Annotated in this window: 27 protein-coding genes; 26 read left to right on the top strand and 1 reads right to left on the bottom strand. The window is 37.3% G+C overall.

Features of this window, described 5'->3' with window-relative positions:
• Positions 1-27 precede the first annotated feature (27 nt).
• The 20 genes from spoIIIAA (at position 28) to spoIVB (ending at position 18087) form a co-directional block, all read left to right on the top strand.
• Positions 28-954 carry a stage III sporulation protein AA gene (gene spoIIIAA, locus ACLIJJ_RS03420; RefSeq protein WP_411229273.1) on the top strand — a complete coding sequence of 309 codons (927 nt, stop codon included), beginning with the start codon at positions 28-30 and terminating at the stop codon, positions 952-954.
• A 3-nt stretch (positions 955-957) separates the two neighbouring features.
• A complete protein-coding gene (gene spoIIIAB / locus ACLIJJ_RS03415; RefSeq protein WP_233313198.1) occupies positions 958-1473 on the top strand; it encodes a stage III sporulation protein SpoIIIAB in 516 nt (171 codons plus the stop codon).
• Between the two features lie 18 nt (positions 1474-1491).
• Positions 1492-1698, top strand: a complete 207-nt coding sequence (spoIIIAC, locus tag ACLIJJ_RS03410) for a stage III sporulation protein AC (RefSeq protein WP_127737492.1) — start codon at positions 1492-1494, stop codon at positions 1696-1698.
• A gap of 11 nt (positions 1699-1709) precedes the next feature.
• The gene (spoIIIAD, locus tag ACLIJJ_RS03405) at positions 1710-2102 is read left to right on the top strand and encodes a stage III sporulation protein AD (RefSeq protein WP_233314711.1); all 393 of its coding nucleotides are present in this window, start codon (positions 1710-1712) and stop codon (positions 2100-2102) included.
• Between the two features lie 28 nt (positions 2103-2130).
• Positions 2131-3348 carry a stage III sporulation protein AE gene (gene spoIIIAE / locus ACLIJJ_RS03400; RefSeq protein WP_233313199.1) on the top strand — a complete coding sequence of 406 codons (1218 nt, stop codon included), beginning with the start codon at positions 2131-2133 and terminating at the stop codon, positions 3346-3348.
• A gap of 9 nt (positions 3349-3357) precedes the next feature.
• Positions 3358-3984, top strand: a complete 627-nt coding sequence (spoIIIAF, locus tag ACLIJJ_RS03395) for a stage III sporulation protein AF (protein WP_311315886.1) — start codon at positions 3358-3360, stop codon at positions 3982-3984.
• Between the two features lie 7 nt (positions 3985-3991).
• Positions 3992-4666, top strand: coding sequence for a stage III sporulation protein AG (spoIIIAG, locus tag ACLIJJ_RS03390; protein ID WP_233313200.1), 675 nt, complete (start codon positions 3992-3994; stop codon positions 4664-4666).
• A 13-nt stretch (positions 4667-4679) separates the two neighbouring features.
• Entirely contained in the window at positions 4680-5255 is a 576-nt protein-coding gene (locus ACLIJJ_RS03385; protein ID WP_233313201.1) for a SpoIIIAH-like family protein, read from the top strand.
• 241 nt (positions 5256-5496) lie between these two features.
• A complete protein-coding gene (gene accB / locus ACLIJJ_RS03380) occupies positions 5497-5976 on the top strand; it encodes an acetyl-CoA carboxylase biotin carboxyl carrier protein (RefSeq protein WP_411229275.1) in 480 nt (159 codons plus the stop codon).
• An 18-nt stretch (positions 5977-5994) separates the two neighbouring features.
• The gene (gene accC / locus ACLIJJ_RS03375) at positions 5995-7353 is read left to right on the top strand and encodes an acetyl-CoA carboxylase biotin carboxylase subunit (RefSeq protein ID WP_233313204.1); all 1359 of its coding nucleotides are present in this window, start codon (positions 5995-5997) and stop codon (positions 7351-7353) included.
• 14 nt (positions 7354-7367) lie between these two features.
• On the top strand, positions 7368-7775 hold the full coding sequence (locus ACLIJJ_RS03370; protein WP_233313205.1) for an Asp23/Gls24 family envelope stress response protein: 408 nt from the start codon (positions 7368-7370) through the stop codon (positions 7773-7775).
• 280 nt (positions 7776-8055) lie between these two features.
• Positions 8056-8445, top strand: a complete 390-nt coding sequence (nusB, locus tag ACLIJJ_RS03365; protein WP_233313206.1) for a transcription antitermination factor NusB — start codon at positions 8056-8058, stop codon at positions 8443-8445.
• Between the two features lie 110 nt (positions 8446-8555).
• Positions 8556-9902 carry an exodeoxyribonuclease VII large subunit gene (gene xseA, locus ACLIJJ_RS03360; protein ID WP_285109839.1) on the top strand — a complete coding sequence of 449 codons (1347 nt, stop codon included), beginning with the start codon at positions 8556-8558 and terminating at the stop codon, positions 9900-9902.
• Between the two features lie 6 nt (positions 9903-9908).
• Entirely contained in the window at positions 9909-10142 is a 234-nt protein-coding gene (xseB, locus tag ACLIJJ_RS03355; protein WP_233313209.1) for an exodeoxyribonuclease VII small subunit, read from the top strand.
• A gap of 4 nt (positions 10143-10146) precedes the next feature.
• Positions 10147-11034: a polyprenyl synthetase family protein gene (locus ACLIJJ_RS03350; RefSeq protein WP_233313210.1), complete on the top strand. Its 888-nt coding sequence runs from the start codon at positions 10147-10149 to the stop codon at positions 11032-11034.
• A gap of 418 nt (positions 11035-11452) precedes the next feature.
• Positions 11453-13345 carry a 1-deoxy-D-xylulose-5-phosphate synthase gene (gene dxs / locus ACLIJJ_RS03345; RefSeq protein WP_411410552.1) on the top strand — a complete coding sequence of 631 codons (1893 nt, stop codon included), beginning with the start codon at positions 11453-11455 and terminating at the stop codon, positions 13343-13345.
• 7 nt (positions 13346-13352) lie between these two features.
• Positions 13353-14174 (top strand): TlyA family RNA methyltransferase, encoded by an 822-nt coding sequence (locus ACLIJJ_RS03340; protein ID WP_233313212.1) that lies wholly within the window; start codon positions 13353-13355, stop codon positions 14172-14174.
• Between the two features lie 256 nt (positions 14175-14430).
• On the top strand, positions 14431-14880 hold the full coding sequence (ahrC, locus tag ACLIJJ_RS03335) for a transcriptional regulator AhrC/ArgR (RefSeq protein ID WP_233313215.1): 450 nt from the start codon (positions 14431-14433) through the stop codon (positions 14878-14880).
• A 15-nt stretch (positions 14881-14895) separates the two neighbouring features.
• Positions 14896-16584 (top strand): DNA repair protein RecN, encoded by a 1689-nt coding sequence (gene recN / locus ACLIJJ_RS03330; protein ID WP_233313216.1) that lies wholly within the window; start codon positions 14896-14898, stop codon positions 16582-16584.
• A gap of 216 nt (positions 16585-16800) precedes the next feature.
• A complete protein-coding gene (spoIVB, locus tag ACLIJJ_RS03325) occupies positions 16801-18087 on the top strand; it encodes a SpoIVB peptidase (RefSeq protein ID WP_411229318.1) in 1287 nt (428 codons plus the stop codon).
• A gap of 35 nt (positions 18088-18122) precedes the next feature.
• Here spoIVB and ACLIJJ_RS03320 read toward each other — a convergent pair whose 3' ends face one another.
• Complete coding sequence (locus ACLIJJ_RS03320; RefSeq protein WP_237941688.1) at positions 18123-19040, bottom strand: 1,4-dihydroxy-2-naphthoate polyprenyltransferase; 918 nt, start codon at positions 19038-19040, stop codon at positions 18123-18125.
• 419 nt (positions 19041-19459) lie between these two features.
• Between ACLIJJ_RS03320 and spo0A the strand changes: the two genes are divergently transcribed.
• The 6 genes from spo0A (at position 19460) to ACLIJJ_RS03290 (ending at position 26910) form a co-directional block, all read left to right on the top strand.
• Entirely contained in the window at positions 19460-20257 is a 798-nt protein-coding gene (gene spo0A, locus ACLIJJ_RS03315; protein ID WP_233313221.1) for a sporulation transcription factor Spo0A, read from the top strand.
• 159 nt (positions 20258-20416) lie between these two features.
• The gene (locus ACLIJJ_RS03310) at positions 20417-21415 is read left to right on the top strand and encodes a tyrosine-type recombinase/integrase (RefSeq protein ID WP_411410551.1); all 999 of its coding nucleotides are present in this window, start codon (positions 20417-20419) and stop codon (positions 21413-21415) included.
• A 1358-nt stretch (positions 21416-22773) separates the two neighbouring features.
• Positions 22774-23670 (top strand): hypothetical protein, encoded by an 897-nt coding sequence (locus tag ACLIJJ_RS03305; protein ID WP_411410550.1) that lies wholly within the window; start codon positions 22774-22776, stop codon positions 23668-23670.
• Between the two features lie 126 nt (positions 23671-23796).
• Positions 23797-24486 (top strand): hypothetical protein, encoded by a 690-nt coding sequence (locus ACLIJJ_RS03300; RefSeq protein ID WP_411410549.1) that lies wholly within the window; start codon positions 23797-23799, stop codon positions 24484-24486.
• 831 nt (positions 24487-25317) lie between these two features.
• Positions 25318-25740 (top strand): HNH endonuclease, encoded by a 423-nt coding sequence (locus ACLIJJ_RS03295; RefSeq protein WP_411410548.1) that lies wholly within the window; start codon positions 25318-25320, stop codon positions 25738-25740.
• 210 nt (positions 25741-25950) lie between these two features.
• Complete coding sequence (locus ACLIJJ_RS03290; protein ID WP_411410547.1) at positions 25951-26910, top strand: hypothetical protein; 960 nt, start codon at positions 25951-25953, stop codon at positions 26908-26910.
• Positions 26911-26948: the final 38 nt, after the last annotated feature.

The raw sequence follows: 26948 nt of genomic DNA, 5'->3' as shown, positions 1-26948 counted from the left end.
ACAACCTTTATAAAGGAGAAAAACGCTGTGAAAACACTCTATTCATTTTTGCCTAAAAAAATTGCCGATTCTATACTCACACTTACTCCTGCTGAACGAGAGCAACTAGAAGAAATCAGAATCCGTATTGGAAGGCCTTTGGAGGTTTCCTTCCATGACGGCGTACGGTTTATTGATATGGATATGACGCGTGAGGATGCCCTCCAGCTTCTCCATAAACTAAGCCATTATTCGGTTTATACACTAGAAGAAGAGCTTAAGAGAGGTTATATCACTATAGAAGGCGGTCATCGCGTTGGGCTTGCAGGCAAGGTTATCCTCGAAGACAGTGCAGTCAAGGCGATTCGGGATGTCGCTTCCTTTAATATTCGGATTGCAAAGGAAAAAATCGGTGCGGCTGAGCCTTTTGCTCCGTTTTTATATAACGGCTCGCGTTGGCTGCATACGATGATTATCGGACCCCCGCAAACTGGAAAAACAACAGTATTACGCGATATTGCCAGAATCATTTCAACAGGGAACAGCAAGGCTGGTATCGGACCGCTAAAGGTCGGGATTGTCGACGAGAGATCGGAAATCGCCGGGTGCATGGATGGAATCCCGCAGATGACCTTTGGGACGAGACTAGATGTGCTTGATTCCTGCCCAAAGGCGGAAGGAATGATGATGATGATTCGCTCGATGAGCCCTGATGTGCTAATCGTTGACGAGGTTGGGCGCAAAGAGGATGGAGAGGCGATTCTGGAAGCGGTGAATGCAGGTATCCAGCTGATGATGTCAACACATGGAACTTCATTTGATGAAATTAAAAACAGACCAACATTAAAGCCGATTATCGAAACAGGGATTTTTGAACGATATATTGAGCTGAGCAGAGCAAACGGTCCAGGGACGGTCAGTGCAATAAAGGATGGACAAGGTAGGGCTCTTGTGCAGGAAATGAAGGTGATGTAATAGATGATGAAAATAGTTGGAGCAATTATTATTCTTGCCTCCACAAGCTTTGGCGGCATGGAACTAGCCAAGACATTTAGCGAGCGGCCGAAGCAGCTAAGACAGCTTAAATCGGCATTGCAGTCATTGGAGGCAGAAATTATGTACGGCCATACACCGTTACATGAAGCAGCACGCCGGTTATCTGAGCAGCTTCAGCAGCCTTTAAGTCATTTCTTTGCGAGCTTTTCCGAAAAGCTGATGACGGAAGATACAACAGTAAAGGATGCTTGGACAACCTGTCTTGATGATATTTGGAAAAGAACAGCGATGAAAAAGCCTGAACTGGAAATCATGAAGCAATTCGGTGAAACACTGGGCAGACATGACAGAATCTCACAGCAAAAACAAATCCTGCTCACATTAACGCATATCGACAGAGAAGAACAAGAGGCAAGAGATATTCAACTGAAATATGAAAAGATGATAAAAAGCTTAGGCGTGCTCTCAGGGTTATTAATTGTCATTTTATTGATGTAGGTTTAGGAGGAGACATACATGGGTTTAGAGGTGGATATTATCTTCAAGATTGCAGGTGTCGGCATCGTAGTCGCCTTTTTGCACACGATACTGGACCAGGTAGGTAAGAAAGAGTATGCACAATGGGTTACATTATTTGGCTTTATCTATATTTTATTCATGGTTGCCAACATCGTAGATGACTTATTTCAAAAAATTAAATCGGTATTCTTATTCCAGGGATAAAGGGGGATACGATCATTGAAATACTTCAAATAGTCGGAGTAGCCTTAATCTCGACATTCTTAGCCCTAATTATAAAAGAGCAAAAACCTAATATCGCCTTTTTGTTAGTTGTATTTGTTGGCTGTGTGATTTTTCTGTTTCTTGTGGATCAAATCGCATCCATCATTGAAATGGTAGAAAGAATTGCCTTGAACGCAAAGGTGAATACCGTTTATGTGGAAACGATTTTAAAAATAATCGGCATCGCCTATATTGCTGAATTTGCCGTGCAAATAACAAAGGATGCTGGTCAAGGTGCGATTGCCTCTAAGATAGAACTTGCCGGAAAAATACTGATTCTCGCCATGGCCGTGCCGATTTTAACTGTTCTTGTAGAAACAATTATTAATATGATTCCTAATTAGTAAGACGCTTTAATCTCGAGGTGGACTGATGAAAACGAAACTAAAAGTTGCGCTACTATTCCTATTCACATTCTTTTTTGTATTTAATCCAGTTGTACAAGCAGCACCTCAAGAAGCTACAGAAGAAGAACCAACTGAGCAAAATGCAGCATTAAGCGCGGAAGAGGTCGTTCAAACTCAAATAGATAGCTTGGACTTATCCGAATTAAAAGGTTTCTGGGAAAGTATCACATCCGAGTATGGAGGGTATTTGCCAGAGATTCAGAAAGGGAGTCTATATGATTTTCTTAAAGGAGAAAAAGATTTTGATTACAGCATGTTTTTCTCTGGATTAGTTAAGTTTATTTTTCATGAAGTTGTCGTGAATGGCAAGCTCCTTGGTTCTCTTATTCTATTAACTGTTTTCAGCATGCTGTTGCAAATGCTCCAAAATTCATTTGAAAAGAGCTCCATCAGCAAGGTTGCTTATGCGATTGTATTTATGGTGATTATCATACTAGCATTGAACAGCTTTCATGTAGCTATAACATATGCCAATGAGGCGATTGGCACGATGACAAGCTTTATCCTTGCTTTGGTTCCGCTCCTGCTGGGATTGATGGCAGCATCTGGAGGAGTAATTTCAGCGGCGTTTTTTCATCCGGTAATTCTGTTTCTTATGAATACAAGCGGTATGCTGATCTCCTATATTGTGCTGCCCTTGCTGTTTTTAGCTACCTTGCTGCATATTGTCAGCAGTTTGTCAGAGCAGTATAAAGTCACACAGCTAGGTAATTTGTTGCGCAATATCTCTATCGGAATTCTTGGGTTATTCCTAACAATATTCTTAGGTGTTATATCTGTTCAAGGGATATCAACTGCTGTTACGGACGGGGTTACATTGCGAACAGCGAAATTTGTGGCAGGCAATTTCATTCCAGTCATCGGCAGAATGTTCACAGACACAGCAGATACAGTTATTAGCGCATCCCTTTTGCTTAAAAACACAGTTGGGATTGCAGGTGTTGCCATTCTGCTGTTAATCGTTGCTTTTCCTGCATTGAAAATTCTAGTGATTTCCATCATTTATAAATTTGCCGCAGCACTTCTTCAGCCACTTGGCGGAGGTCCTGTCATCAACTGTCTAGATATTATCAGCAAAAGTGTTCTGTATGTATTTGCTGCCTTGGCGATCGTTTCCTTCATGTTCTTTTTAAGTCTTACAGTCATTATCGCTGCAAGCAATGTGACGATGATGATGAAATAAGGTAGGTGAGTGAATATCAGTTATATAACAGAATGGGTCACCAATATAATTCTTTTTGTACTGCTTGCAACAGTCATCGATATGCTGCTGCCGAATTCAACATTTCAGAAATATGCGAAGCTCGTTTGCGGTCTGCTGTTGATCACGGTTATCTTAACACCTGTGTTCAAGCTTGTTTCCGGTGACTTTGAACAAGTGCTCAAAGCAGCTACTATCAATCTTCCAGAAGAAAAAAATATAGAAAATTCGATAGAATCGCAAAAAAAAGAAATACAAGCATCACTTGATGAATATACATTAGAAAAAATGGCTGTCCAACTGAAGGAGGATGCCAACAAGGAGTTGATAGCAGATTACGGTGTCGAAATCGATTCGATTAAACTATCGCTGAATGACCAAACAGAGCAAAGCTTTCCAGAGAATTTAGACAAACTTGTCCTCGTCTTGAAAGAGGCAGACGAAAACAATCAGGGGGCAGTGGAAGCAGTCAGCCCAGTATCTATTGACACACAGCAACCCCTTCTTGCAAGCAGTGACAAGGAACAAGTAGATAATGCAGATATTGTTTCATTTCTATCGGGAAAATGGGATGTACCACAAGATAGCATTGACATCCTAGCTAAAGGAGGGGAATAGTGCAGATATGGGAAAAGACAATGAAAATGACCACGAAAAGGACAAGACGCAAGGCCCGATCACCTTTTTGAAAAAGCTGATGTCTGGCAATAACAACAAGAAGCAAAACAAGGCTCAATACTTGATAATAGTCGTCCTGTTTGGAGCGGGAATCATGCTTTTAAGCAATATGTTCTTTAAAAACGACAACTCCGATGTATCTGCATTCAGCCAGAATGCGGAAAACACGTCCGAGCAGGCTGAAGAAGTTTTCGGACAGAAATCAAGCGGTTCATCTGATATTACTGATTACGAGAAACTATATACAGAAAAGATCAAAGAGGCAGTCAATTCAATGGCTGGCGTGAAAGACGCCGTTGTTTATGTGAACATTGATGGCTCTGAGAAAAAAGTATATGAGAAAAATCAGACAACTTCAAGTCAAACAACTGAAGAGGAAGACCCGCAGGGCGGGAAACGAACTGTGGAGGAAAACTCTTCAGAAGAGACGCTCGTTACTGTACCAAATGGAGATAAACAAGTTCCGATTGTGGTGGAAACAAAGAAGCCGACTATTAGAGGTGTTCTCGTCATCGCAAAAGGAGCTGAAAATATAAAAGTAAAAAGCATGATAGTCGAGGCTGTAACAAGGGCTTTAGATGTCCCAAGCCATCGGGTATCTGTTCAAGCAAAACAAAACTAAGGGGGATTCATAAATGTTATTGAAAAAACAAACTGTATGGTTATTGACAATGTTAAGCTTAGTGGTTGTATTGACTGTGTACTACACAACATCACCAGAACAGACAAATGAATTTGCTGCTACAGAAAGTAAGCAAACAGAAGATACAGCCAAGGAAAATGCAGCTGGAACTGAAAATGCTGAGCAAAGTGCAGAAACAAAAGGAGCAGAGGATGGCAGCTCTGTATCTACAGTCGCTTCAGATGAAGTGTTTGAAGAAATGCGCCTGCAACTTGATGAACAGCGCAGCAAGGAAGAAGAACAGCTGACAGAGACAATTTCAGAGGCAAAAACAGCAGAAGAGAAAAGTGCAGCTCAAGACAAAATTGATGAAATAAGAACACTTTCCGATAATGAAAAAATGGTGGAAACACTGATTAAAGCAGAAAATTATGAGGATGTACTTGTCCGCACTGTTGACGGCAAAGTTAATGTCACTGTAAAAGCAGAAGAGCTTTCTGCAGAAGCTGCAAATGATATTGTTCAGTTAGTAAGAGAAAACTTAAATCAGCCGAACGCATTTGTAGCAGTTACATTCGATCCAAAATAAGAAATTGCCGGCAAAAAGGAAAAGGCGACTTTTCCTTTTTGCTCTTTTTATGTCAAAACAGAAAATATGCTGTGAATAGTTATTTTCAGCAGAAAATGGTATGATAATTTAGCAGAAGGAATAAAAAACTGCAAGAAAAATGATACTGAATGATAGAAGTGGTTGAACTATTAGAAGGTCTTATCGTATGATATTAGTAGCTAGTCATAAAGAAATGTAATTAAAGGAGTGCAAGAATAGCATGTTGAAAATAGAAGAAATTAAGGATTTAATCAACCTAATCAATGATTCAAACATCAGCGACTTTGTATATGAGAACGAAGGAGCAAAGGTAGAAATCAAAAAAAATCGCCCTGAAGTGCAAGCAGTAGCAGCTGTAAGTGCACCAGTACCAGCACCAGTACCTCAAGTTCAAGCAGTTCAGCCTCAAGCTGTGCAAGCTGCACCAGAAGCTAAGCAAGCAGATGTAGCAGCAGAGAACCTACATAAAGTAACTTCTCCGATGGTAGGGACATTTTATCAATCAGCAACACCAGATGCTGCTGCATATGTTTCAGTTGGAGATAAAGTGTCAAAAGATACAGTAGTATGTATTGTGGAAGCAATGAAGCTATTCAATGAAATCACGGCTGAGGTTGAAGGGGAAATTGTCGAGATTCTTGTTAAAGACGGCGAGCTAGTAGAATATGGTGAACCTTTATTCTTAGTGAAGGCACTGTAAGAAGAGAGGGTTTAACATATGATTAAGAAACTGTTAATCGCAAACAGAGGAGAAATTGCGGTCCGCATTATTAGAGCGTGCCGTGAAATGAATATTGAAACAGTAGCAGTCTACTCAGAAGCAGACAGAGAAGCGCTTCATGTCCAGCTTGCAGACGAAGCTATCTGCATTGGGCCGACTTCTTCAAAGGAAAGCTATCTAAACTTTACAAACATCATCAGTGCAGCAATGCTGACTGGCAGTGATGCCATCCATCCAGGCTACGGATTTTTGGCAGAAAATGCTGACTTTGCGGAGCTTTGCCGTGACTGCAATATCACCTTCGTTGGACCAAGTCCAGAGGCGATCAATAAGATGGGAACAAAAGACATTGCCAGAGAAACAATGCGTGAAGCTGGTGTGCCGATTGTACCAGGCTCACAAGGTATCATTAAAGATTTAGAAGATGGTATCAGCTTAGCAGAGAAAATCGGCTATCCTGTTATTATTAAAGCAACTGCAGGCGGCGGTGGTAAAGGTATCCGTGTTGCCAGAACAAAAGAAGAGCTGATTAGTGGAATCAACATTACTCAGCAGGAAGCTTTGACAGCTTTCGGTAATGCTGGTGTATACTTGGAGAAGTTTATTGAAGACTTCCGCCATGTAGAGCTGCAGGTACTTGCTGATAACTATGGCCATGTTATTCACTTAGGTGAAAGAGACTGCTCTATCCAAAGAAGACTGCAAAAGTTGCTGGAAGAGACGCCTTCTCCTGTTTTGACAGAAGAAATTCGCAATAAAATGGGAGCTGCAGCAGTTAAAGCGGCAGAGGCAGTACAATATTCTGGTGCAGGTACAGTTGAGTTCATTTATGATTATCAAAACGAACAATTCTATTTCATGGAAATGAATACACGTATTCAAGTGGAACATCCGGTTACAGAAATGGTCACAGGTATTGATTTGATAAAAGAGCAAATACTAGTAGCATCTGGAAAACCATTGGCTATTACGCAAAAGGATGTAGAATTTAACGGATGGGCAATCGAATGCCGCATCAATGCTGAAAATCCAGCTAAGAACTTTATGCCTTCTGCCGGGAAAATCAATATGTACCTTCCGCCGGGCGGTTTAGGTGTTCGTGTTGATTCAGCAGCGTATCCTGGTTATACGATCCCGCCGTATTATGACAGCATGATTGCTAAAGTTATTACATATGGCGCAACAAGAGAAGAAGCAATATCACGTATGAAGCGTGCTCTTAGTGAATTCGTCATTGAGGGTGTTCATACGACAATCCCATTTCACTTGAAACTCCTTAATCATGAAAAATTTGTGGAAGGAAACTTCAACACAAAATTTTTAGAGATGTATGATTTGATGAAATCTGAAGATTAAAGGGAGGAACCAATATGAGCGAATCAACTATTTTAGATATGAACCAGGAATTTAACGGCTTAGGAAAAGTTGAAATTGCCCCTGAAGTCATAGAAGTAATCGCTGGAATTGCCGCATCTGAAGTGGAGGGCGTAGCCCAAATGAGAGGAAACTTTGCCTCTGGTGTTGTAGAAAAGCTTGGGAAAAAGCTGCACAACAAAGGAGTTAAGGTAGAACTTGCAGATGAAGGTATCAAGGTGGATGTTTATTGTGTCATGAATTTTGGCGTTTCCATCCCGCAAGTGGCACAGCAAATACAAGATAATATTCGCCAAACACTGATCAATATGACGGCGTTAGTGGCTGAAGAAATAAATATACATGTGGTTGGCGTTCAGTTTGAGAATGCTAAGCAAGATACAGAAACACAGCAAGAGATGTAAAAAAATAAGCTGCTATTAGGATATGCTTAACTTTCTATACATTTAGCGTTCCAAACTATGTGTAGAGAAGTAGCTATCCATGGCAGCTTTTTTCTTTGTCTGATTCATTCGTGAATAGCAGTTTCAAGCTATATATGCTATTATCTTTTTAGCAATGTTTGCAAAAATAGCATGAATGAGATCAAATAGTATAAAAATAAGAGTCCATGACAGGATTTTTTAGAGAAAAACATGACAAGCATGCAAATTACATGCAAGTGTTTAAAGGAGCATAAAGGAAATGAAAAGAAGAACGGCAAGAGAAAAGGCGCTTCAAGCATTATTTCAAATTGACCTGAGCGATATAGATAAAAATGAGGCAATCATCCATGCATTAGACGGAGAAAAGCCGGATGCCTATTTGTCTGCACTGGTGAATGGTGTGCTGGACAACCAGTTATCTATTGACGAACATATTAAGAAGCACTTGGAAAACTGGACGATTGAAAGAATTGCCAATGTCGACAGAAATCTGCTTCGCATAGCTGTTTATGAACTTGTTTACAATACAGAGGAAGTGCCGCAAAATGTAGTAATTGATGAAGCGGTAGAAATTGCAAAAGCATATGGTGATGATAAATCAAGCAAGTTTGTTAATGGCATCCTTTCTAAAATTAAAAACAGTTTGTAAGGCTTGACTAAAGGGAATAAAAGAGTGCATGCCAAATAGGGCTTACTCGTCATTCGAAAGGGAAAAGCAGGACTACTGCCATTCCCTTTTATCCTGTATAGGAGCGTTATATAATGGAAAATAGATATTTAACAATACAAGCATTAACAAAATACATAAAAAGAAAATTTGATGCAGATCCCCATTTGCAACATGTCCATGTCAAAGGAGAAATATCCAATTTTAAACAGCATAGCAGCGGGCATATGTACTTTACATTAAAGGATGATAAAGCAAGAATTCTTGCCGTTATGTTTTCAAGAAACGCACAAGGCATGAAATTCAAGCCTGAAAACGGCATGAAGGTACTTGTAAAGGCATCTGTTACCGTATATGAGCAAAGCGGTCAATACCAAATGTATGTGCAAGAAATGAGGCCAGACGGTGTCGGCGACTTGTATTTGGCATATGAACAGCTAAAGAAAAAATTGGAGGCAAGTGGACTGTTTTCTCCTACATATAAACAAGCAATCCCAAAATATCCTGATACAATCGGGATTATCACTTCTCCTACAGGTGCAGCCATCAGAGATATACTCATCACCATCAAAAGGCGTTATCCAATCGCTAAAATCATCATTTTTCCTGCACTAGTTCAAGGAGAGGCAGCAGCACCTTCTATTGTAAAAGCAATTGAAAAAGCTAACAATCTAACGGGCCCATCCATTGATGTATTGATTGTCGGAAGAGGCGGCGGTTCGATTGAGGAGCTTTGGGCATTTAATGAAGAAGCTGTTGCTAATGCTATATTTGCATCGAAAGTTCCGATTATATCTGCTGTAGGGCATGAAACAGACTTCACGATCGCTGACTTTGTTGCAGATTTGAGAGCTCCAACGCCAACTGGAGCAGCCGAAATGGCAGCACCGCATATGGAAGAGCTTATGGAAAGAGTGCTGACCCGTAAGGCAAGGCTCATTCGCGGAATGAAAGAAAGGGTCGACAAGGAAAAGCACAGACTCGGAAAGATGGAAAAATCATATGCCTTTCGTTATCCAAAGCTACTCCTTGACCAAAAGATGGAACAATTGGATAGGCAAAATGAATTATTGCAGCGCAATATTAAAAAGCTGCTTGCATCAAATGAAGAGAAGCAGGAAGTTCTGGCACGCCGCCTTCTCAGACGTCATCCACAAGAGCTGCTGAGTCTTGCAGAAAAGGACCGAATCAGCCTAGAAAAAAACCTTGTTCGAAATATGAGTTTAATATACCAGAACAAAGCACAGATGTTTCATTCCATCATTGGCAAAATGGATGCATTGAGTCCATTGAAAATCATGGAAAGAGGCTATAATCTTGCTTATTCAACTGAAGGGAAATTAATTTCCAGCATAAAACAAGTAACCGAAAATGAAAAAATAGAACTGCGGCTTTCGGATGGAACAGTAAAAGCTCAAGTGACATCTATTAAGGAGTGAATAAATATGTCTAAAATAACCGGCTTATCCTTTGAAGAAGCGATGGAAGAGCTAGAAAAGATTGTGGAAAAGCTTGAGGAAGGCGATGTGCCTCTTGAGGAAGCAATCAATACTTACAAAAGAGGGATGGAACTATCGAAGTTTTGTCATGATAAACTAAAAAATGTGGAAGAACAGCTTGCAGAAGTTGTCCTCGATAATGGACAAAAAGAAGCATTTTCCATAGGCGAGGAGGAATAAGCGCTTGTCCGGACTTTCTTTAGCAGCTTTTACAGAAAAATATAAAAAACTAGTTGAACAGCAATTAAAAGACAGCGTTTCACAACTGGCAGCCCCGGAAGTTATTCTAGATTCCATGCACTATTCTCTTTCTGCCGGCGGCAAGCGCATCCGCCCGTTGCTCACTTTCGCCACAATGGCGGCTTTTGGGAAAGATCCCGAATCTGGACTTATACCCGCTGCGGCAATTGAAATGATACATACATATTCATTGATTCATGATGATCTGCCAAGCATGGATGATGATGATTTGCGAAGAGGTATTCCTACTAACCATAAAGTCTATGGTGAAGCTATTGCCATTCTTGCAGGAGACGCCTTGCTTACATACAGCTTTCAGCTTGTAACAAGCATGAAAGACACTGACGCAGATAAAAAAATTAAAGTGCTGGAAATTATTGCGAAGGCTGCAGGTGCTGAAGGTATGGTCGGCGGTCAAGTCGGCGATATTGAAGGGGAAGGAAAACAGCTTTCTAAACAAGATCTTGAATATATCCATGTCCATAAAACAGGCAAAATGCTCGAGGCAAGTGTCTTAGTCGGCGCTCATCTTGCAGACGCAAAAAGCGAGCAGATTGAGCTTTTAACAGCTTTTGCTTATCACTTAGGTCTAGCCTTCCAAATCAGAGATGATATTTTAGATGTAGAGGGCGATGAAGAACTGATCGGCAAGCCTCTTGGAAGTGATGAAGATAATCATAAGAGTACATATCCCGCTCTCCTGACAATGGACGGGGCAAAAAAAGAGCTCGCTTATCATATTGCTGCCGCTAAGGAAAAGCTCGCCGGTTTATCGCTGGAAACTAAACTGTTGGAGGAAATGACAGATTTAGTCGGTAATCGTAACAGCTAAAAACATGTTTAACTAATAATTGAATTAGGGTATATTTGGGAAAAGACACTTCTTTTTTTAAGGACAAGTTAACCCTGCTACGTAAAGAATATACGTAAATACGACCGTTATCACTTTGTGTTAGCGGTTATTTTTAGGAGCTTTATGTTAAAATAAACATGAATGGTACTTTTTATGTGAAAAAGGTGTTCGGATTTAAGTTTTCTTTTTTAATATATATTTACCACTTAGTAAGAACTATATAGAATTACTTCCTATTAAGGATGTTTGAATGGTATAATACATATTTAATATGTATAGCTAATAATAAAGGTTAGATGATAATAAAGCATACATAATTTTAATTTTATTTATAAAAAAGGAAATAAACACGGTTTTTTATATAAGGTTTAAATTGAAGGAAAGAGAGTTGTTAACGATGGATTTATCGTCAATAAAGAATCCAGCCTTTCTCAAAGACCTATCGATCGAAGAACTTGAGAAGTTGAGTGAAGAGGTTCGTCATTTTTTAATAAATAAACTGTCGGATAAGGGCGGACATCTCGGTCCGAATTTAGGTGTAGTCGAGTTGACAATCGCATTGCATAAATGTTTTGATAGCCCGAAAGACAAGTTTATTTGGGATGTAGGACATCAAGCATATGTGCATAAAATCTTGACAGGCAGAGCTAAGGAATTTGATACGCTCAGACAATATAAAGGGTTATCAGGATTTCCAAAAATGAATGAAAGCGAGCATGATGTTTGGGAAACTGGTCACAGCTCTACCTCTTTATCAGCGGCAATGGGTATGGCAGTTGCTCGTGATTTGAAGAAGGAAGACTCTTATGTTGTGCCAATCATTGGTGATGGTGCTTTAACAGGCGGAATGGCGTTAGAAGCTTTAAACCATATTGGCGATGAGAAAACTAATATGATTGTGATTCTTAACGACAATGAAATGAGCATTGCACCAAATGTTGGAGCATTGCATCATGTGCTTGGAAGACTGCGGACAGCCGGTAAATATCAATGGGCGAAAGATGAACTGGAAATGCTCATGAAAAAAATCCCCGCAGTTGGCGGGAAGCTGGCAGCGACAGCAGAAAGAATTAAAGACAGTCTAAAATATCTGCTTGTTTCTGGTGTGTTCTTTGAAGAGCTTGGCTTCACATACCTAGGTCCGGTCGACGGCCATAACTATGAAGATTTAATGGAACATTTGAATTATGCAAAGAAAACGGAAGGCCCGGTCCTTTTGCATGTATTGACGAAAAAAGGCAAAGGCTTTTCACCTGCTGAGAAGGATAAGGTCGGCACTTGGCATGGAACAGGTCCATATAAAATTGAGACAGGTGCTCTAGTGAAGCCTGCCAATACTGCCCCAGCATGGAGCAAACTTGTCAGTGATACGGTGCTTAAGCTTGCTAGACAGGATGAAAGAATTGTCGCCATTACGCCTGCCATGCCTGTTGGGTCTAAACTTGAAGCCTTTGCGCAAGAGTTTCCGGACAGAATGCTGGATGTGGGAATTGCAGAACAGCATGCAGTTACACTTGCAGCAGGGCTTGCAACCCAAAACATGAAGCCGTTTTTGGCGATTTATTCTACTTTTCTGCAAAGAGCATATGACCAGATGCTTCACGATGTATGCAGACAAAATCTGAACGTCTTTATTGGTATTGACCGCTCAGGACTTGTAGGTGCAGACGGAGAGACACATCAAGGTGTGTATGACATTTCCTTCCTTCGCCATATGCCGAATTTAGTAATAATGATGCCGAAAGACGAGAACGAAGGTCAGCATATGGTTCATACAGCGCTTAGCTACAATGATGGACCGATTGCAATGAGATTCCCTCGAGGTAACGGGCTTGGTGTTCCGATGGACGAAACATTACAGTCAATTCCAATTGGAACTTGGGAAGTGCTGAGAGAAGGCACAGATGCAGCTATTTTGACATTCGGTACAACAATCGGAATGGCGATGAAAGCTGCTGAAATTCTTGAAAAGCAAGGAACATCTGTTAAAGTCATTAATGCAAGATTTATCAAGCCATTGGATGAGCAGATGCTAAATGAATTGTTCAAACTCCAAATGCCAATATTAACAATAGAAGAAGCAGTATTGCAAGGCGGTTTTGGCAGCTATGTTCTTGAATATGCACAAGGAGCTGGCTTTGGGTCTACTGTTATTGACAGAATGGGAATTCCTGATCAATTTATAGAGCATGGAGATGTTGATTCCTTGTTGGCAGAAATTCACTTAACAACAGAAGAAGCGGTTAAAAGAATTAACTCGATTGCGAGAAAAAAACAAAAAAGGGCTTAGATAATAGATGAAGAAAGAACGCATTGATGTTTTATTAGTCGAGCAAGGATTATTTGAAACGAGAGAAAAAGCAAAGAGAGCCATCATGGCAGGAATTGTGTATTGTGATGAGGAGAGACTGGATAAGCCGGGCGAAAAAATCCCGGCAGAATCCAAGCTTACTGTCAAAGGAAAAACGCTGAAATATGTGAGTCGCGGCGGCTTGAAGCTGGAAAAAGCACTGGAAGTCTTTGATTTAACAGCTCAAGACAAAGTTTTGCTCGATATAGGCGCGTCAACAGGTGGTTTTACAGATTGCGCCTTACAAAATGGTGCGAAAATGTCCTATGCACTTGATGTGGGCTATAACCAGCTTGCCTGGAAGCTTAGACAAGATGAAAGAGTAGTTGTAATGGAGCGCACTAACTTCCGTTATGTTACTCCTGCAGATTTAGAAGGAGAAATGCCGAATTTTGCATCCATCGATGTTTCTTTCATTTCTTTAAAGCTGATTCTTCCTGTGTTGAAAACCTTGCTGGTTTCTGGCAGTGATATTATTGCATTAGTTAAGCCGCAGTTTGAGGCAGGCAGAGAGCAAGTCGGCAAAAAGGGAATTGTCCGCGATAAAAAGGTTCATATGGATGTACTCGAAACGATTATTGAGTTTTCGAAGAAGGAAGGCTATCAAATCAAAAACCTGTCCTTTTCACCGATAACAGGCGGAGATGGGAACATTGAATTCCTTCTCCATTTATATTGGTCTGAAAATCAAGACGGAACAGATGCACAAATCCACATAAAAGAAGTCGTAGATTCTGCACATGAGGAACTGAAAAAAGCAAAGCAGTAAGTTAATAGGGACTCTTCTGAAAGGAATAAGTTCACACTTATTCCTTTTTGGATTGCAAAAGAATACATACAAATTATAGAATAAAGATACAATGAGAATACAAGGATTAAGAAGGTTTTTGTCAAACGATGGCGAAATATAGGAGTATAGACTTTAAAGTCTGCATAATGCAGACAAAAAAATGTACTTAACTAAAAACTTTTTAAATCACAACTCTAAAAAAAGTGGACAAATTGTCCATAAAGGAATGATAGATATGAATAAAGGCCAAAGGCATATAAAAATAAGAGATATTATTGCTAATAATGAAATAGAAACACAGGATGATCTTGTAGATGAGCTGAAGAATGCTGGTTATAATGTGACACAAGCAACTGTTTCAAGAGATATTAAGGAGCTTCATCTTGTAAAGGTGCCGTTGCAGGACGGCCGCTACAAATACAGCTTGCCGGCAGACCAGCGCTTTAATCCGCTGCAGAAACTAAAAAGAACGCTAATGGATGCATTCGTAAAAATTGATTCTGCAGGAAATTTGCTCGTATTGAAATCACTTCCTGGCAATGCACAAGCAATCGGTGCGCTGATCGATAACCTTGATTGGGATGAGATTTTAGGGACCATTTGTGGAGATGATACATGTCTTATTATTTGCCGTACTGCAGAAGACGGACAAACGATTACAGACCGCTTTCTTGATATGTTGTAAAAGAGGTGATATATTTTGCTTAATGAATTATCAATTAAAAATTTTGCCATAATAGAATCCTTATCCGTCTCCTTTCAAAAAGGATTGACCGTTCTAACAGGGGAAACAGGTGCTGGGAAATCCATTATTATTGATGCGATAAATTTGCTTGTAGGCGGCAGGGGTTCTGCTGAATTTGTTCGCCATGGGGAAGAAAAGGCAGAAATAGAAGGGCTTTTTTATATTGAAAATGGCCATCCTTGCTTTCAGAAAATGGAAGAGTTCGGAATAGATATCGAGGAAGGAACCATTATCTTGAGAAGAGATATCTCCGTTTCAGGCAAAAGTGTTTGCCGAATAAACGGAAAGCTTATAACGATATCCACATTGAGGGAAATCGGCTCAAGCCTTATCGATATCCATGGCCAGCATGAGCATCAGGAATTGATGGATGAAACAAAACATCTCATGCTTCTGGATACGTATGCTCATACAGAACTCGCCCCTGTGCTAAAGGAATATGAAGCATTATACCGTTCGTATACTCAAACACAAAAAAAGCTTATGAACTTGACTGAAAATGAACAGCAGATGGCTCATCGTTTGGATTTATTAACCTTTCAGCATCAGGAAATTATTAATGCCAATCTGCAAAAGAATGAAGATGAAGAATTGCTGGAGGAAAGAAAAAAGCTCGGCAATTTTGAGAGAATCTTCGAAAGCATTCAAACAAGCTATACTGCCTTAAAGGGAGAACAAAAGGGGTTAGACTGGCTTGGTGAAGTGATGGGGCATATGGAAGAAGCAGCAAGCCTTGATCCAGAGTATAAAGAGATTGCAGATTCTGTATCTAACAGCTTTTACATACTGGAGGATGTTGCAAGCAGGCTTCGAAACAGTCTTGATTATCTTGAATATGACCCTGAACGGCTCAATAGTATAGAATCCAGACTGAATGAGATAAATTCACTAAAACGTAAATATGGAAAATCCGTTGACGAAATATTGGAATATGCCGCTAAAATTGAAGAGGAGCTCGAAACACTCCAAAATAAAGAAACACATATTGATATGCTTGAAAAAGAATTATTAAGCATCAAAAAGGATTTGTTAGTAGAAGCAAATGAGCTTAGTTCTCTTCGCAAAAAAGCTGCACTCCGATTGACAGAAGACATTCATCAAGAACTGAAACAGCTGTATATGGAAAAGACAGTGTTTGAAGTCAGAATTAATGCGGATGATGATAATGTAACTAAATCTGGTATGGATGATGTGGAGTTTTATATTTCAACAAATCCGGGCGAGCCGCTTAAGCCATTGTCTAAAATTGTTTCAGGCGGTGAATTGTCGAGAATGATGCTTGCATTAAAGAGTATTTTTTCTAAGCATCAAGGCGTGACGTCGATTATCTTTGACGAAGTGGATACAGGTGTCAGCGGTAGAGTTGCACAAGCGATTGCTGAAAAGATATCCAAAGTTGCAGCAGGTTCACAGGTGCTTTGCATATCCCATATGCCGCAAGTGGCCGCCATGGCAGATACCCATCTTTATATTGCTAAAGCCATTCATGATGGAAGAACTTCGACGACTGTCACTCCATTGGCAAAACAAGATAAAGTAAAAGAAATTGCCCGAATGATATCCGGAACAGAAATTACCGATTTGACAAAAAAACATGCAAAAGAGCTGTTAAAATTAGCCCAAAAGGTCAAGAATAATGGATAGAACAAGGAAAACCTCTGTTTAACAGGGGTTTTCTATTTTTACTAAGGAACTTTTGAGTATGCTTTTAGCTATTCAAGTTTTACAAAATTACTATTACTAACCAAAGTGTGCAGGTTTTTTATAGTTTTTACAGTAATAAATGACCGCCATGCAGGCAAACTTATATATAAGCCACAAGTTTGGTGACAAGAAGCGAGGAGAGTGAATGATTTGAAAATGGATTTCCTTAGAAAAATAATTGGTGGAATTCTCCTTGTTTCATTAATATCTTTAAGTTTCAATAAACCCTTTCAACAATATCTTCATATCCCAAAAAGCGTCACTATCTTTGAAGGCCAAAATACAGTGATAAACAGTTCATCGATACCTGCATCAAGCATGATGACAGAGGACAATTCAGTCGTTGCCTTAAGTCAAGATGAAGGGAAGTATTCGCTGCATGGTGAAGAGAATGGTAAAAACGAAATGGTTTTAGAGCTGGCAGGCTTTCCGATAAAAAAAGTTGATGTGAATGTTTTAAAAGACTTTAAAGTTATCCCAGGCGGACAATCCATCGGGGTAAAATTAAATACAGTTGGCGTATTAATCGTCGGCCATCATCAGGTGAACACGGAAAATGGCAAAGCTTCCCCTGGTGAAAAGGCTGGCATAAAAGTTGGAGATATGATTACAGAAATCAATGGCAAACAAATCGAAAAAATGGCGGATGTAGCACCATTTGTCCAAAGTGCAGGCGAAACTGGAGATCCGCTTAACTTAACAATAATGAGAGAAAAAGAAAAAATCAAAACAAAATTGGTTCCTTTAAAAGAAAAAGGATCAAGCACATATAAATTGGGGTTATATATTAGAGATTCAGCAGCTGGAATTGGAACGATGACGTTCTATCATCCGCAATCAAAAAAATATGGAGCTTTAGGCCATGTCATTTCTGATATGGATACGAAAAAGCCAATAGTTGTCGATGACGGAGAAATTTTGCGATCGACTGTTACAAGCATAGAAAAAGGGGAAAATGGCAATCCAGGTGAAAAGCTGGCGAGATTTTCTTCCGATAAAGAAGTAATTGGTAATATTACAACAAACAGCCCATTCGGAATTTTTGGTGAACTAAATAGAGGTATCTCCAATGGAGTGATGGATAAAGCAATGCCGATTACCTTATCCGACCAAGTGAAAGAAGGACCGGCTCAAATTCTTACTGTTGTTGATAATGACGAAGTGAAATTGTTTGATATAGAAGTGGTCAGCTCTGTGCCGCAGAAATTCCCAGCAACAAAAGGGATGGTTATCAAGGTAACAGACAAGGAGCTTCTGAAGAAAACAGGAGGAATTGTGCAAGGAATGAGCGGCAGCCCTATCATTCAGGACGGTAAGCTTATCGGAGCAGTTACCCATGTTTTTGTTAATGACCCGACTAGTGGATATGGTGTTCATATTGAATGGATGCTGAATGAAGCTGGAATTGACATTTATGAGGAAAACAAGCAGAAGGCTTCCTAAATGAAAAGAAGCGCACCAATTAGGTGCGCTTTTTTTTATAGGTTTGAAAAGATAAATTCAAGCAGCAAACCAATTCCTAGGAACAATCCGAAGAATGTATTTGTTTGGGCTGTTGATTTCATCGCAAGTGGTGTTTCACTGCGGCTGCCTTTAAAGCCTTTGATTGCTTGGATTGGTTTAGCAATACTTAAGAATACAATTAAGAGCCATGGACTGCTTACACCAAATAGGATAATTCCGATAACCCAAATATACGATATGGCAAATAATGCAGCAAGGAGCTGGACAGCTCTTTCAAATCCCATTAAAATCGCAATTGTTTTTCTGCCCCCGAGAGTATCCTCTTCAATATCTCTTATATTGTTAGACAGGTTAATGCAGCCGATTAAAATCGCGATTGGCACAGAAATCAAAATGCTTTGTTCATTAACAAAACCTGTTTGAATATAGAAAGAAATAAGGATGAAAATCGTTCCCATGCAAATGCCAGAAAACAATTCACCAAATGGAGTGTAGGCAATAGGAAGCGGTCCTCCTGTATATAGGTAACCAATTGCCATACCAAGCAGGCCGACAAGAGCAATCCACCAGCTTGTGCTCATACAAATATAAACACCTAAAAGGAGCGAAACAGCATAAAGGCCGACTGCCAAGTTCATAACTGTTTTCGGCTTCATCCCGTGTCTGACAATAGCACCGCCAATCCCAACAGAATCGGCAGTATCCAATCCGCGAATGAAATCATAATATTCATTGAACAAATTCGTAGCTATTTGAATAAACAAACAAGCAAACAGCATCGCCAAAAATAAACCTGGATGAATCTGTTCATATTGTAATGCTAAAACTGTTCCGATAAATACAGGAACAAAAGAAGCAGTTAACGTGTGTGGTCTAGTCAGCTGCCACAATACTTTATGTGTAGGCTGATCGTTCTTTGCAACATTTTCCATAAAAAAAATCCTTTCTGTAAAACCATTCTAAAAAATAATACGATATGCGAAAGTCCATCTTTTATAATAACTTAAATTTCCCGTCAGCAACAAGAGCGTATTCATAAAATCGCCATATTTTTTTAGTTATAAAATACTTATTTTTTTAATGGGGTAAAATTAACAGCTTTTATAACCATTAAAAGCTTTATTCTCACCTAATAAAGGTTGTATAATAAATACATAAAGATTATTCGACAAACACGCACAGAAAGCAGTTAAATGGCGAAAGTGGTCGAAAATAAGAGAATACATGAGAAAAAACGAGTTTTTCTATATTTTTTTATAAAATCAAAGGATTTTTAGTTACTTTGTCGAAATTGTCATTTAGAATAAAAGTAGAAATAGAGAGATATTGGATATTGAGGAGGAAACTATCATTGAAGAAAATACAAGTATGTGTTGTTGATGACAATAGAGAACTTGTTGGATTGCTGGAGGAATACATAAATTCCCAGGAAGATATGGAAGTCGTCGGTGTAGCCCATAACGGTCAGGAGTGTTTGGATCTTCTGGAGGATATACAGCCTGATGTTATGGTATTGGATATAATCATGCCTCATTTAGATGGTTTGGCCGTTCTCGATAGAATGAAGCAATTGAGTATTCCATCCATGCCAAATGTCATTATGCTGACAGCCTTTGGTCAAGAGGATGTCACAAAAAAAGCTGTTGACCTTGGAGCATCTTACTTTATTTTAAAGCCATTCGATATGGATTATTTAGCTAGCCATATCCGCCAGGTGAGCGGCAAATCAAACGGTTTTGTCCGCAAACAAACATCCTCAACATCTTACAGATCACAGCAGCAAGAACAAAAACCAAGAAATCTTGATGCAAGCATCACGAGCATCATCCATGAAATCGGTGTTCCTGCCCATATTAAAGGCTATCTTTATTTAAGGGAAGCTATTTCAATGGTGTATAATGATATTGAATTATTAGGCTCGATTACAAAAGTTCTTTACCCTGATATTGCTAAAAAATATAATACCACTGCGAGCCGTGTAGAGCGGGCAATTCGTCATGCGATTGAAGTGGCGTGGAGCAGAGGCAACATCGATTCCATCTCCACCCTGTTCGGATACACTGTCAGCATGTCCAAAGCAAAACCAACGAACTCAGAATTTATCGCGATTGTGGCAGATAAGCTGAGATTGGAGCATAAGGCTTCTTAAAGAAGCGGTGCGATTGGGTTATTAGTTTTTACTAAGCCAACCAATTCTTTGAAAATAAACATTCTGTTCGGATTAAAGCCAATAAATTTTTACCATCTCACCCAATAAATCATTTGATTTGTTGGGTTTTGTATTTGTTGGAGATGGGGAGTGTAAAGAATGAAGTTAACTGAGTTAGAATTTTATCTAGATGATTTTTTATTAGCATGCCAAAGTAAGAACCTATCACCGAAAACATTATCATCATATGAGCAGTCATTAAAGCTATTCCTAGCGTATTTAAAAGGCGAACATGATATTGAAGATGTTCAACGTGTTAAAGCAGGTCATATACGGCAATATGTCGCTTATTTGCAAGAACGAGGTAAGTATACTGTTGTTAACAAAGAAGTTTCTAAAACAATAAATCATCCGCATAATAGACGGGATTTCAAGAAAACAGTTTCTAATGTAACGATTAATAATTATGTAAGAAATATAAAAGTGTTTTTCAATTGGTTACAACAAGAAGGAGAACTACACAAGAATCCAGTTGATAACATTAAACAGATTAAAACAGAAAGAAGACAAAAAGCAGGAATAAATCAAGAAGAATTTAACCGATTGCTTTCACAGTTTGATTACACAAAGTTTCATGGGTATAGAAATAAAGTCATTGTAATGATACTGCAAGATACTGGTATGCGAATTGGTGAATGTTTGGCACTTGAAGTAGAATCAATTGATTTTAAACATCGAATGATTTTAGTTACCAAAACAAAAGGGAGAAAGGAAAGGTACGTATACTTTTCAAAGGTAATGGAAAGAGAGCTAAAACACTACTTAAAATTTAAAGATAGATATACAGGAACAAATTTACTCTTCCCAACGACGAGAAATACTTTACTTACAATTCAATCCTTTGAGAAGCAACTTAAACAAGCAGGAGAGCAAATAGGTCTTAATATACATCCACATCAAATACGGAATAATTTTGCAAGACATTATTTACTGAATGGCGGGGATTTCTATACGCTTAGCCGCATTTTGGGTCATAGTTCTGTCACAGTAACAGAACAAGCGTATATGGACTTAACCAGAGAGGAAATCGGTAAGAAGTATCAACAACATTCCCCTTTATCTAAATGGGGAATTAGACATGAAATACCTTACAAATAGAGCTTAATGTCATTGAAAAGTTAACTATGGCTAGTTGAAAATGGACACAAAGCTATTTGAATTTATAGGAAAATGCATTGAAAGAGTGGGGGAAATGCATAATCTTTTAAATGCTGGAATTGGTCTAATTATGAGAACTGCTATTTAATTAAGCGGTTCTTTTTTATTTTTATCCTATTATTTTGTCTAGTCTTTATTTATGCTTTTGTCTTTGGAGAATATTGGAGATGAATAGATTTGTAAGTTGTTTTATATATCTATTCGTTTTGATTAGATAGGGTATTTAACCTGTTAGTAAGTGCATTCAAGTATAAGAATTGAATTAGTGTGTAGGTAACACACTAGCACACTATGTGTTTATAATAAAATAATTTGAATTTCGGTATAAGATGGATATTGGAGGAAATATTAAACTTCAAGAAAGGGGTTTGATATTTTGAAAAATCTATCTTATCAAGTTACGAAAAAATGCAGTAGTTGTAAAAAAATATTACCTAAGTCAAAAGATTATTTCTATGTAGATTCAGATGCAAAAAGTGGATTTAAATCTCGATTTAAATTTTGTGAAGGGAATTCTTATGTCATTAATAATCGGTATGGGCTGTTTGATATCAAATGGAAGGAACTTGATATATTATGCGGAATTTACAAAATTGTATGCAAGGGTAATGGGAAGATATATGTTGGTAGTGCAGTTAACATATGGCATAAGATTTAAGTGTATCTAACCAAAATTGTTCTCTTTCAATTAGTAATTCTTTATCGTAGACACTCTCAATAATAGTAATTCCAAATGAATTTTCCCTGAATTTATTATAAGAATACTGCATGTAACTATTACTGTGTTGGTTTTTTCTTAATTCATGTAAATGCGTTGTCCACCTTCGATTGTGCTAATAAAAAAAAAGACCTATACAAAGGTTTTATTTGGATTTATAAAGATGAAAGTAATACATTACATGAAAGAGTACAATTAATAAAAATGTCTAAAAGGACTATACTTCAGTTTGACTTAGATGGTAATTTAATAAATGAATGGTTCTGTAGTGCAAGTAAAATAGCAAAAGAACTAGATGATAAAACTTATATAAATATTCTGAATTGTTGCAATGGTAATCAAGTAACATTAGGAGGCTACAAATGGAGGTATAGTATAGGTGGCAAAATTCAGCATCCCAATCAATCATCTTAATTTCTTGTATATTAATTACAAGCCACCCTTTTTTAATAGATAAATTTCCAAGTAGTATTTAATATGTTAGGAGTAATATTAAAATGTTTATCAAGTATAATAGAGATTACATATTATATAAACATTGGAGATGAACACCTTGGTAGACGAGCATCAATTGGAACAAATGAAAAAAAAATTAAGTGATACTATAAAAGGAGATTTTCAACCTGAGGTTTTTCAGGTGTTTGCTTGGGAAGCTGGACTAGGAAAAAGTAAATTTTCAACTCAATATATAGCTGAATGCATTGAAGAATCTACCTTTAATTCAGGGGAAATACCTAAGTACTTAATTGTAAAAAAATTCAAATCTGATGTAGAAGAAACAGTTAAAGCACTAAAACAATCATATGCTTATGATTTGTTTGGTGAAGATACTGTTGTTGGGATAACATCAGATAATTGGAAGTATTGGAGAAAAAACCTTAACAAACTGGAAAGTTGTTTGGTTCTTGTAATAACTCACCAAAGGTATATTGAATTGTGTGTAGAGGAACTAAAAGCACCCTTTGGAAATAGAGATACACTATTAATAGATGAAAAAATTGAATTCCCAATATATACTTTTTCAAAAGGTAATTATGATAAAGTTCGACCCATGCTGTTACATAGCCTACAAAAAGAGTTGGATAAAGTAACATCACCGTTATTAGAAAAGCTGGAAATGTATCAGTTAGGAAATACAAATGAAATTATTGTAGACTCTGTTTTATTTGATGTATCTAAACTTAAAGATTTTCAGAATTTAATTGAGGAAAATAAAGAAAGTATTAAGGGTAATTTAAATGACTTAATAACATTTATAGAACAATTAATATTCTTTTATAGCGACGAAGTTATTTATAATGGTGGTAAATTTTATGCTGTTAATAACAAGATGAAATTAAGAATGCTTAGTAACAATATAATGTTAGATGCCAGTGCAACAGTAGATTCTATATATAAAGGTAATAAATTTAAGATAATTGAGTCTAGAAGAATAATAGACTATAGCCGATGTACTTTTGTTGTTGTTTCGAAATAGTAGTCGAAATACAGTGAAAAGAATGGAAACTCAGTATTTTGCAGATGCAACAAGGTTTGTAGAACTTATACTGATACAGAAAAAAAATGTTTATTCATTTGTCATAAATCAGAATCTGACAAATTATTGAAATCAATTGATAATATAGGTATATCTGGTTTAAATGTACATCTACCAACAAAAGATGAAGAGGTTAAAATGGTGGATAGCAGATTTGCAATTAATTGGTTTGGTAATATTGTTGGACAAAATAATTATTCTGATTTTGATTTAGTTTATATCATTGCAACAAATAACCTTCCTTATCCTGTTTATTTTCTTCAATATGCTATCTATAATGGATTTAATAAACTAAAAGATTTAAATCTTAAAGTGAAAAAGGGAAAGTTTGTTGACGACTCAATCGAAAAAATTAGAATAGGCTTTCTAGCAGCAGATTTCTATCAGGCTGCCAAGTTAATTCAACGGAATCCAAATCCTAAAGGGCATTTTATTATTGTTAATAATAATGAAGAAGTAACATTATTGGTACAAGAACAATTCAAGAATATTCAATTCCTAACAATAGATAGAGAATTTGAGTTTAGCTCAGAAAACAAGCAAAAAGCAATAACTTTAGATATAAAGTTAATCAACTATCTTAAAGAATTAAATGAGGGAATTTATAAAAAAGCTGAGATTGCTGAGAAGATTGGTACAAAAACACATAATTTGTCCCGACTGTGGAAATCTAAGCAAATCCAAAGCTTTATAAAGACAGGTTATATTAAAGTAGAACATCATGATATTAAAATTCTAAAAAAGCTCATATTCTAGAATCAAAACTCCTCATCCCTTCTATATATAGAAGGGATGAGGAGTTTTTTATTACCTTCTGTCGAAGGTAGCTACCGCCTCAGCTTCGCTGAGTTGGTGTTACGCAGTCCACTTCGTTGGGACTACGTAACTATATCTACTTTAATATATTAATAACTTTCAAGTTGAATTATTTAATAAGTATGACTAATCGCAGCAAAGCGGAGATTGGTCATACTCTCGAGGAGTTATTCGTGATGAACTCACGAATAACGGGCTGAGAAGCCCTAACCAATGTATATCTACTAGATATCCTTAGATAATTAATTGTTTCGGGAGGAAATATTGGTTTAACATGCATTGTAGGTAATAAATAGGTTATAAACAATTTAGAAACTCTTTATTAATATTACTTATGTTAAAATGTGGTATAATCTACCTAAATTAGTATAAAAAGTATAGGCTATGTTTGCATTTGATTCTTGCAAAGCAATTTATATTCGGATAATTAATCAAATGAAATTTTGTTTTAAAAACTATAAATTTGATAGGGGAGTGTCTTTTGAGCAGTTATATAATCCCATATTTAGACCAAATATAGAGGAAGACCCATTATTCTCGGAGTTCACTTATGGAGATGTTGGGATAGAGGACTAATTTTAAAAACTAAAGTTACAAAGGGGGATGTCCTTATTTTATAAACTATTGAAGATAAACCCTGTATCATTGCATATTATGAAGTAAAAAAGGTATAGGATATTCAAAAGGCAAAAATGGATAATAAAATAATGCTGTATTACCAAAATCCTCACTTATTTAGAAATTGAAATCAGGAGAATAAAGTAATTATTTTTGGAAATCCAGAAAAATCATAGAATTAGAAACCCCTTTGAAGTTAATAGGGCATTATTAGAGGAAATATGGATTAATTATAATCCATCTCCGAACCATACAGAATTGCAATCTCTTACGTTAAAACTGTTACTCGAGATGGTGAATCCACTGCATACTGAGAGTTTTCTAAAACTTCAGAAAGACTTAGAAACACTGATTGTTTTAGATAACACCGAAAAAGATTCGGTTGTTAAAGCACGTATAGGACAGTCAATTTTTAAAAAGGCTCTTTTAGCTGTAGGAAAGAAATGCAAACTGTGTGGTGTATCAGATGAACGATTCTTAGTAGCTAGGCATATTAAGCCATGGAATCAGTCTATAAATCAGGAGTGGTTAGATGTTAACAATGGACTGCTCTTGTGTCCAAATCATGATGCCTGATTTGATAAGGGATATTTTAGTTTTGGTGAAGATGGTGTGATTTTGATTTCAGATATTTTGGATAAGAATTCTAAGGTTTTTCTTTATATTAATGAAACTAAGGGGATAGGTTTGAATGATTGCCAGAAGAAATAAATGAAGTGGCATCAAGCAAATATATTTAAACACCAAATTGCTTTCAAACAAAGATTAGTGGAAAGGATATGACTTATGAATAAGGATGAGAGGAATAAGGTCATCAAACAAATAAAACAGTGCCAAAGACAGTATTTGGATAGTATAACATGTTCAGCAGATTATAAACAGATTGAAGAAAGATTTAAAAAGTTAACTGAAAGAATGCAAAGTTTTTTAAGGAAAGATTTTGGTTCACAAAACTCATTAATAATGATTCCAAATATTTCTCGTAAAATTTTTGGACTTCACGAAGATTTAGTGAGATTAAGACTAACAATATATAAATTTAACGAAGAGCTAAAAATAATTAATAAATATTTAATAGACGCTCTAGATAAACGACGTTCTTCAAAATACAATGGTGAGTGTGCATCGTATGGTGAAGGGTTATTAAATTGCTATTTGGATTTATTTGTAACTTTCACAGTCCTTAAAACACCAAAAGAGATAGGGTCGAAGCCATCTTTTCTTGTTAACCCAGCAACAGGAGCTAAGCTTGAACTAGACATTTTATTTGAAGATTTTAGACTTGCATTTGAGTTTCAAGGAGAGCTTCATTACACTGTACCTAGTAAAATTAGGAAAGATTCATTTAAATTATCAGAGTTGCCTAATCATAATCGTATACTAGTTCCAGTAAATATTTCTCAACTATCCAATGAAATATTGTCTAATTTAATAATTAATTCTGTTAAGGAGTACTTGGGGTTGCACGTAGCATTGGAACAAAAAGATGCTTCAAAAATAAATACTGCTCAAGCAAATAAAAATAATATTATTAACTTTTGCAAACTGACTCAACGTATTTACTTAGCACAAATTTTATTTGAAGAAACACTTAATTGGCTAGATGGAGAATCAAGCACTTACATTTCAAGTATGAGAGCTGGAAGTCCTATTTCTAGTAGTACACCAGCCCCTAGGTTATCACAATATAATGGTGACCTTCCTATAAATTACATCTATAAAAATTTAAAGTACATAAGTAAGTAAGTAAGTAAGTAAGATTGTGAAATTCTTATAGAAAAAGA

The sequence above is a fragment of the Niallia laureatilytica genome (genome assembly GCF_046613985.1).
GTDB lineage: Bacteria > Bacillota > Bacilli > Bacillales > Cytobacillaceae > Niallia.
The sequence above is the reverse complement of the archived record's forward strand: the minus strand, read 5'-3'. Positions and strand labels throughout refer to the sequence as shown.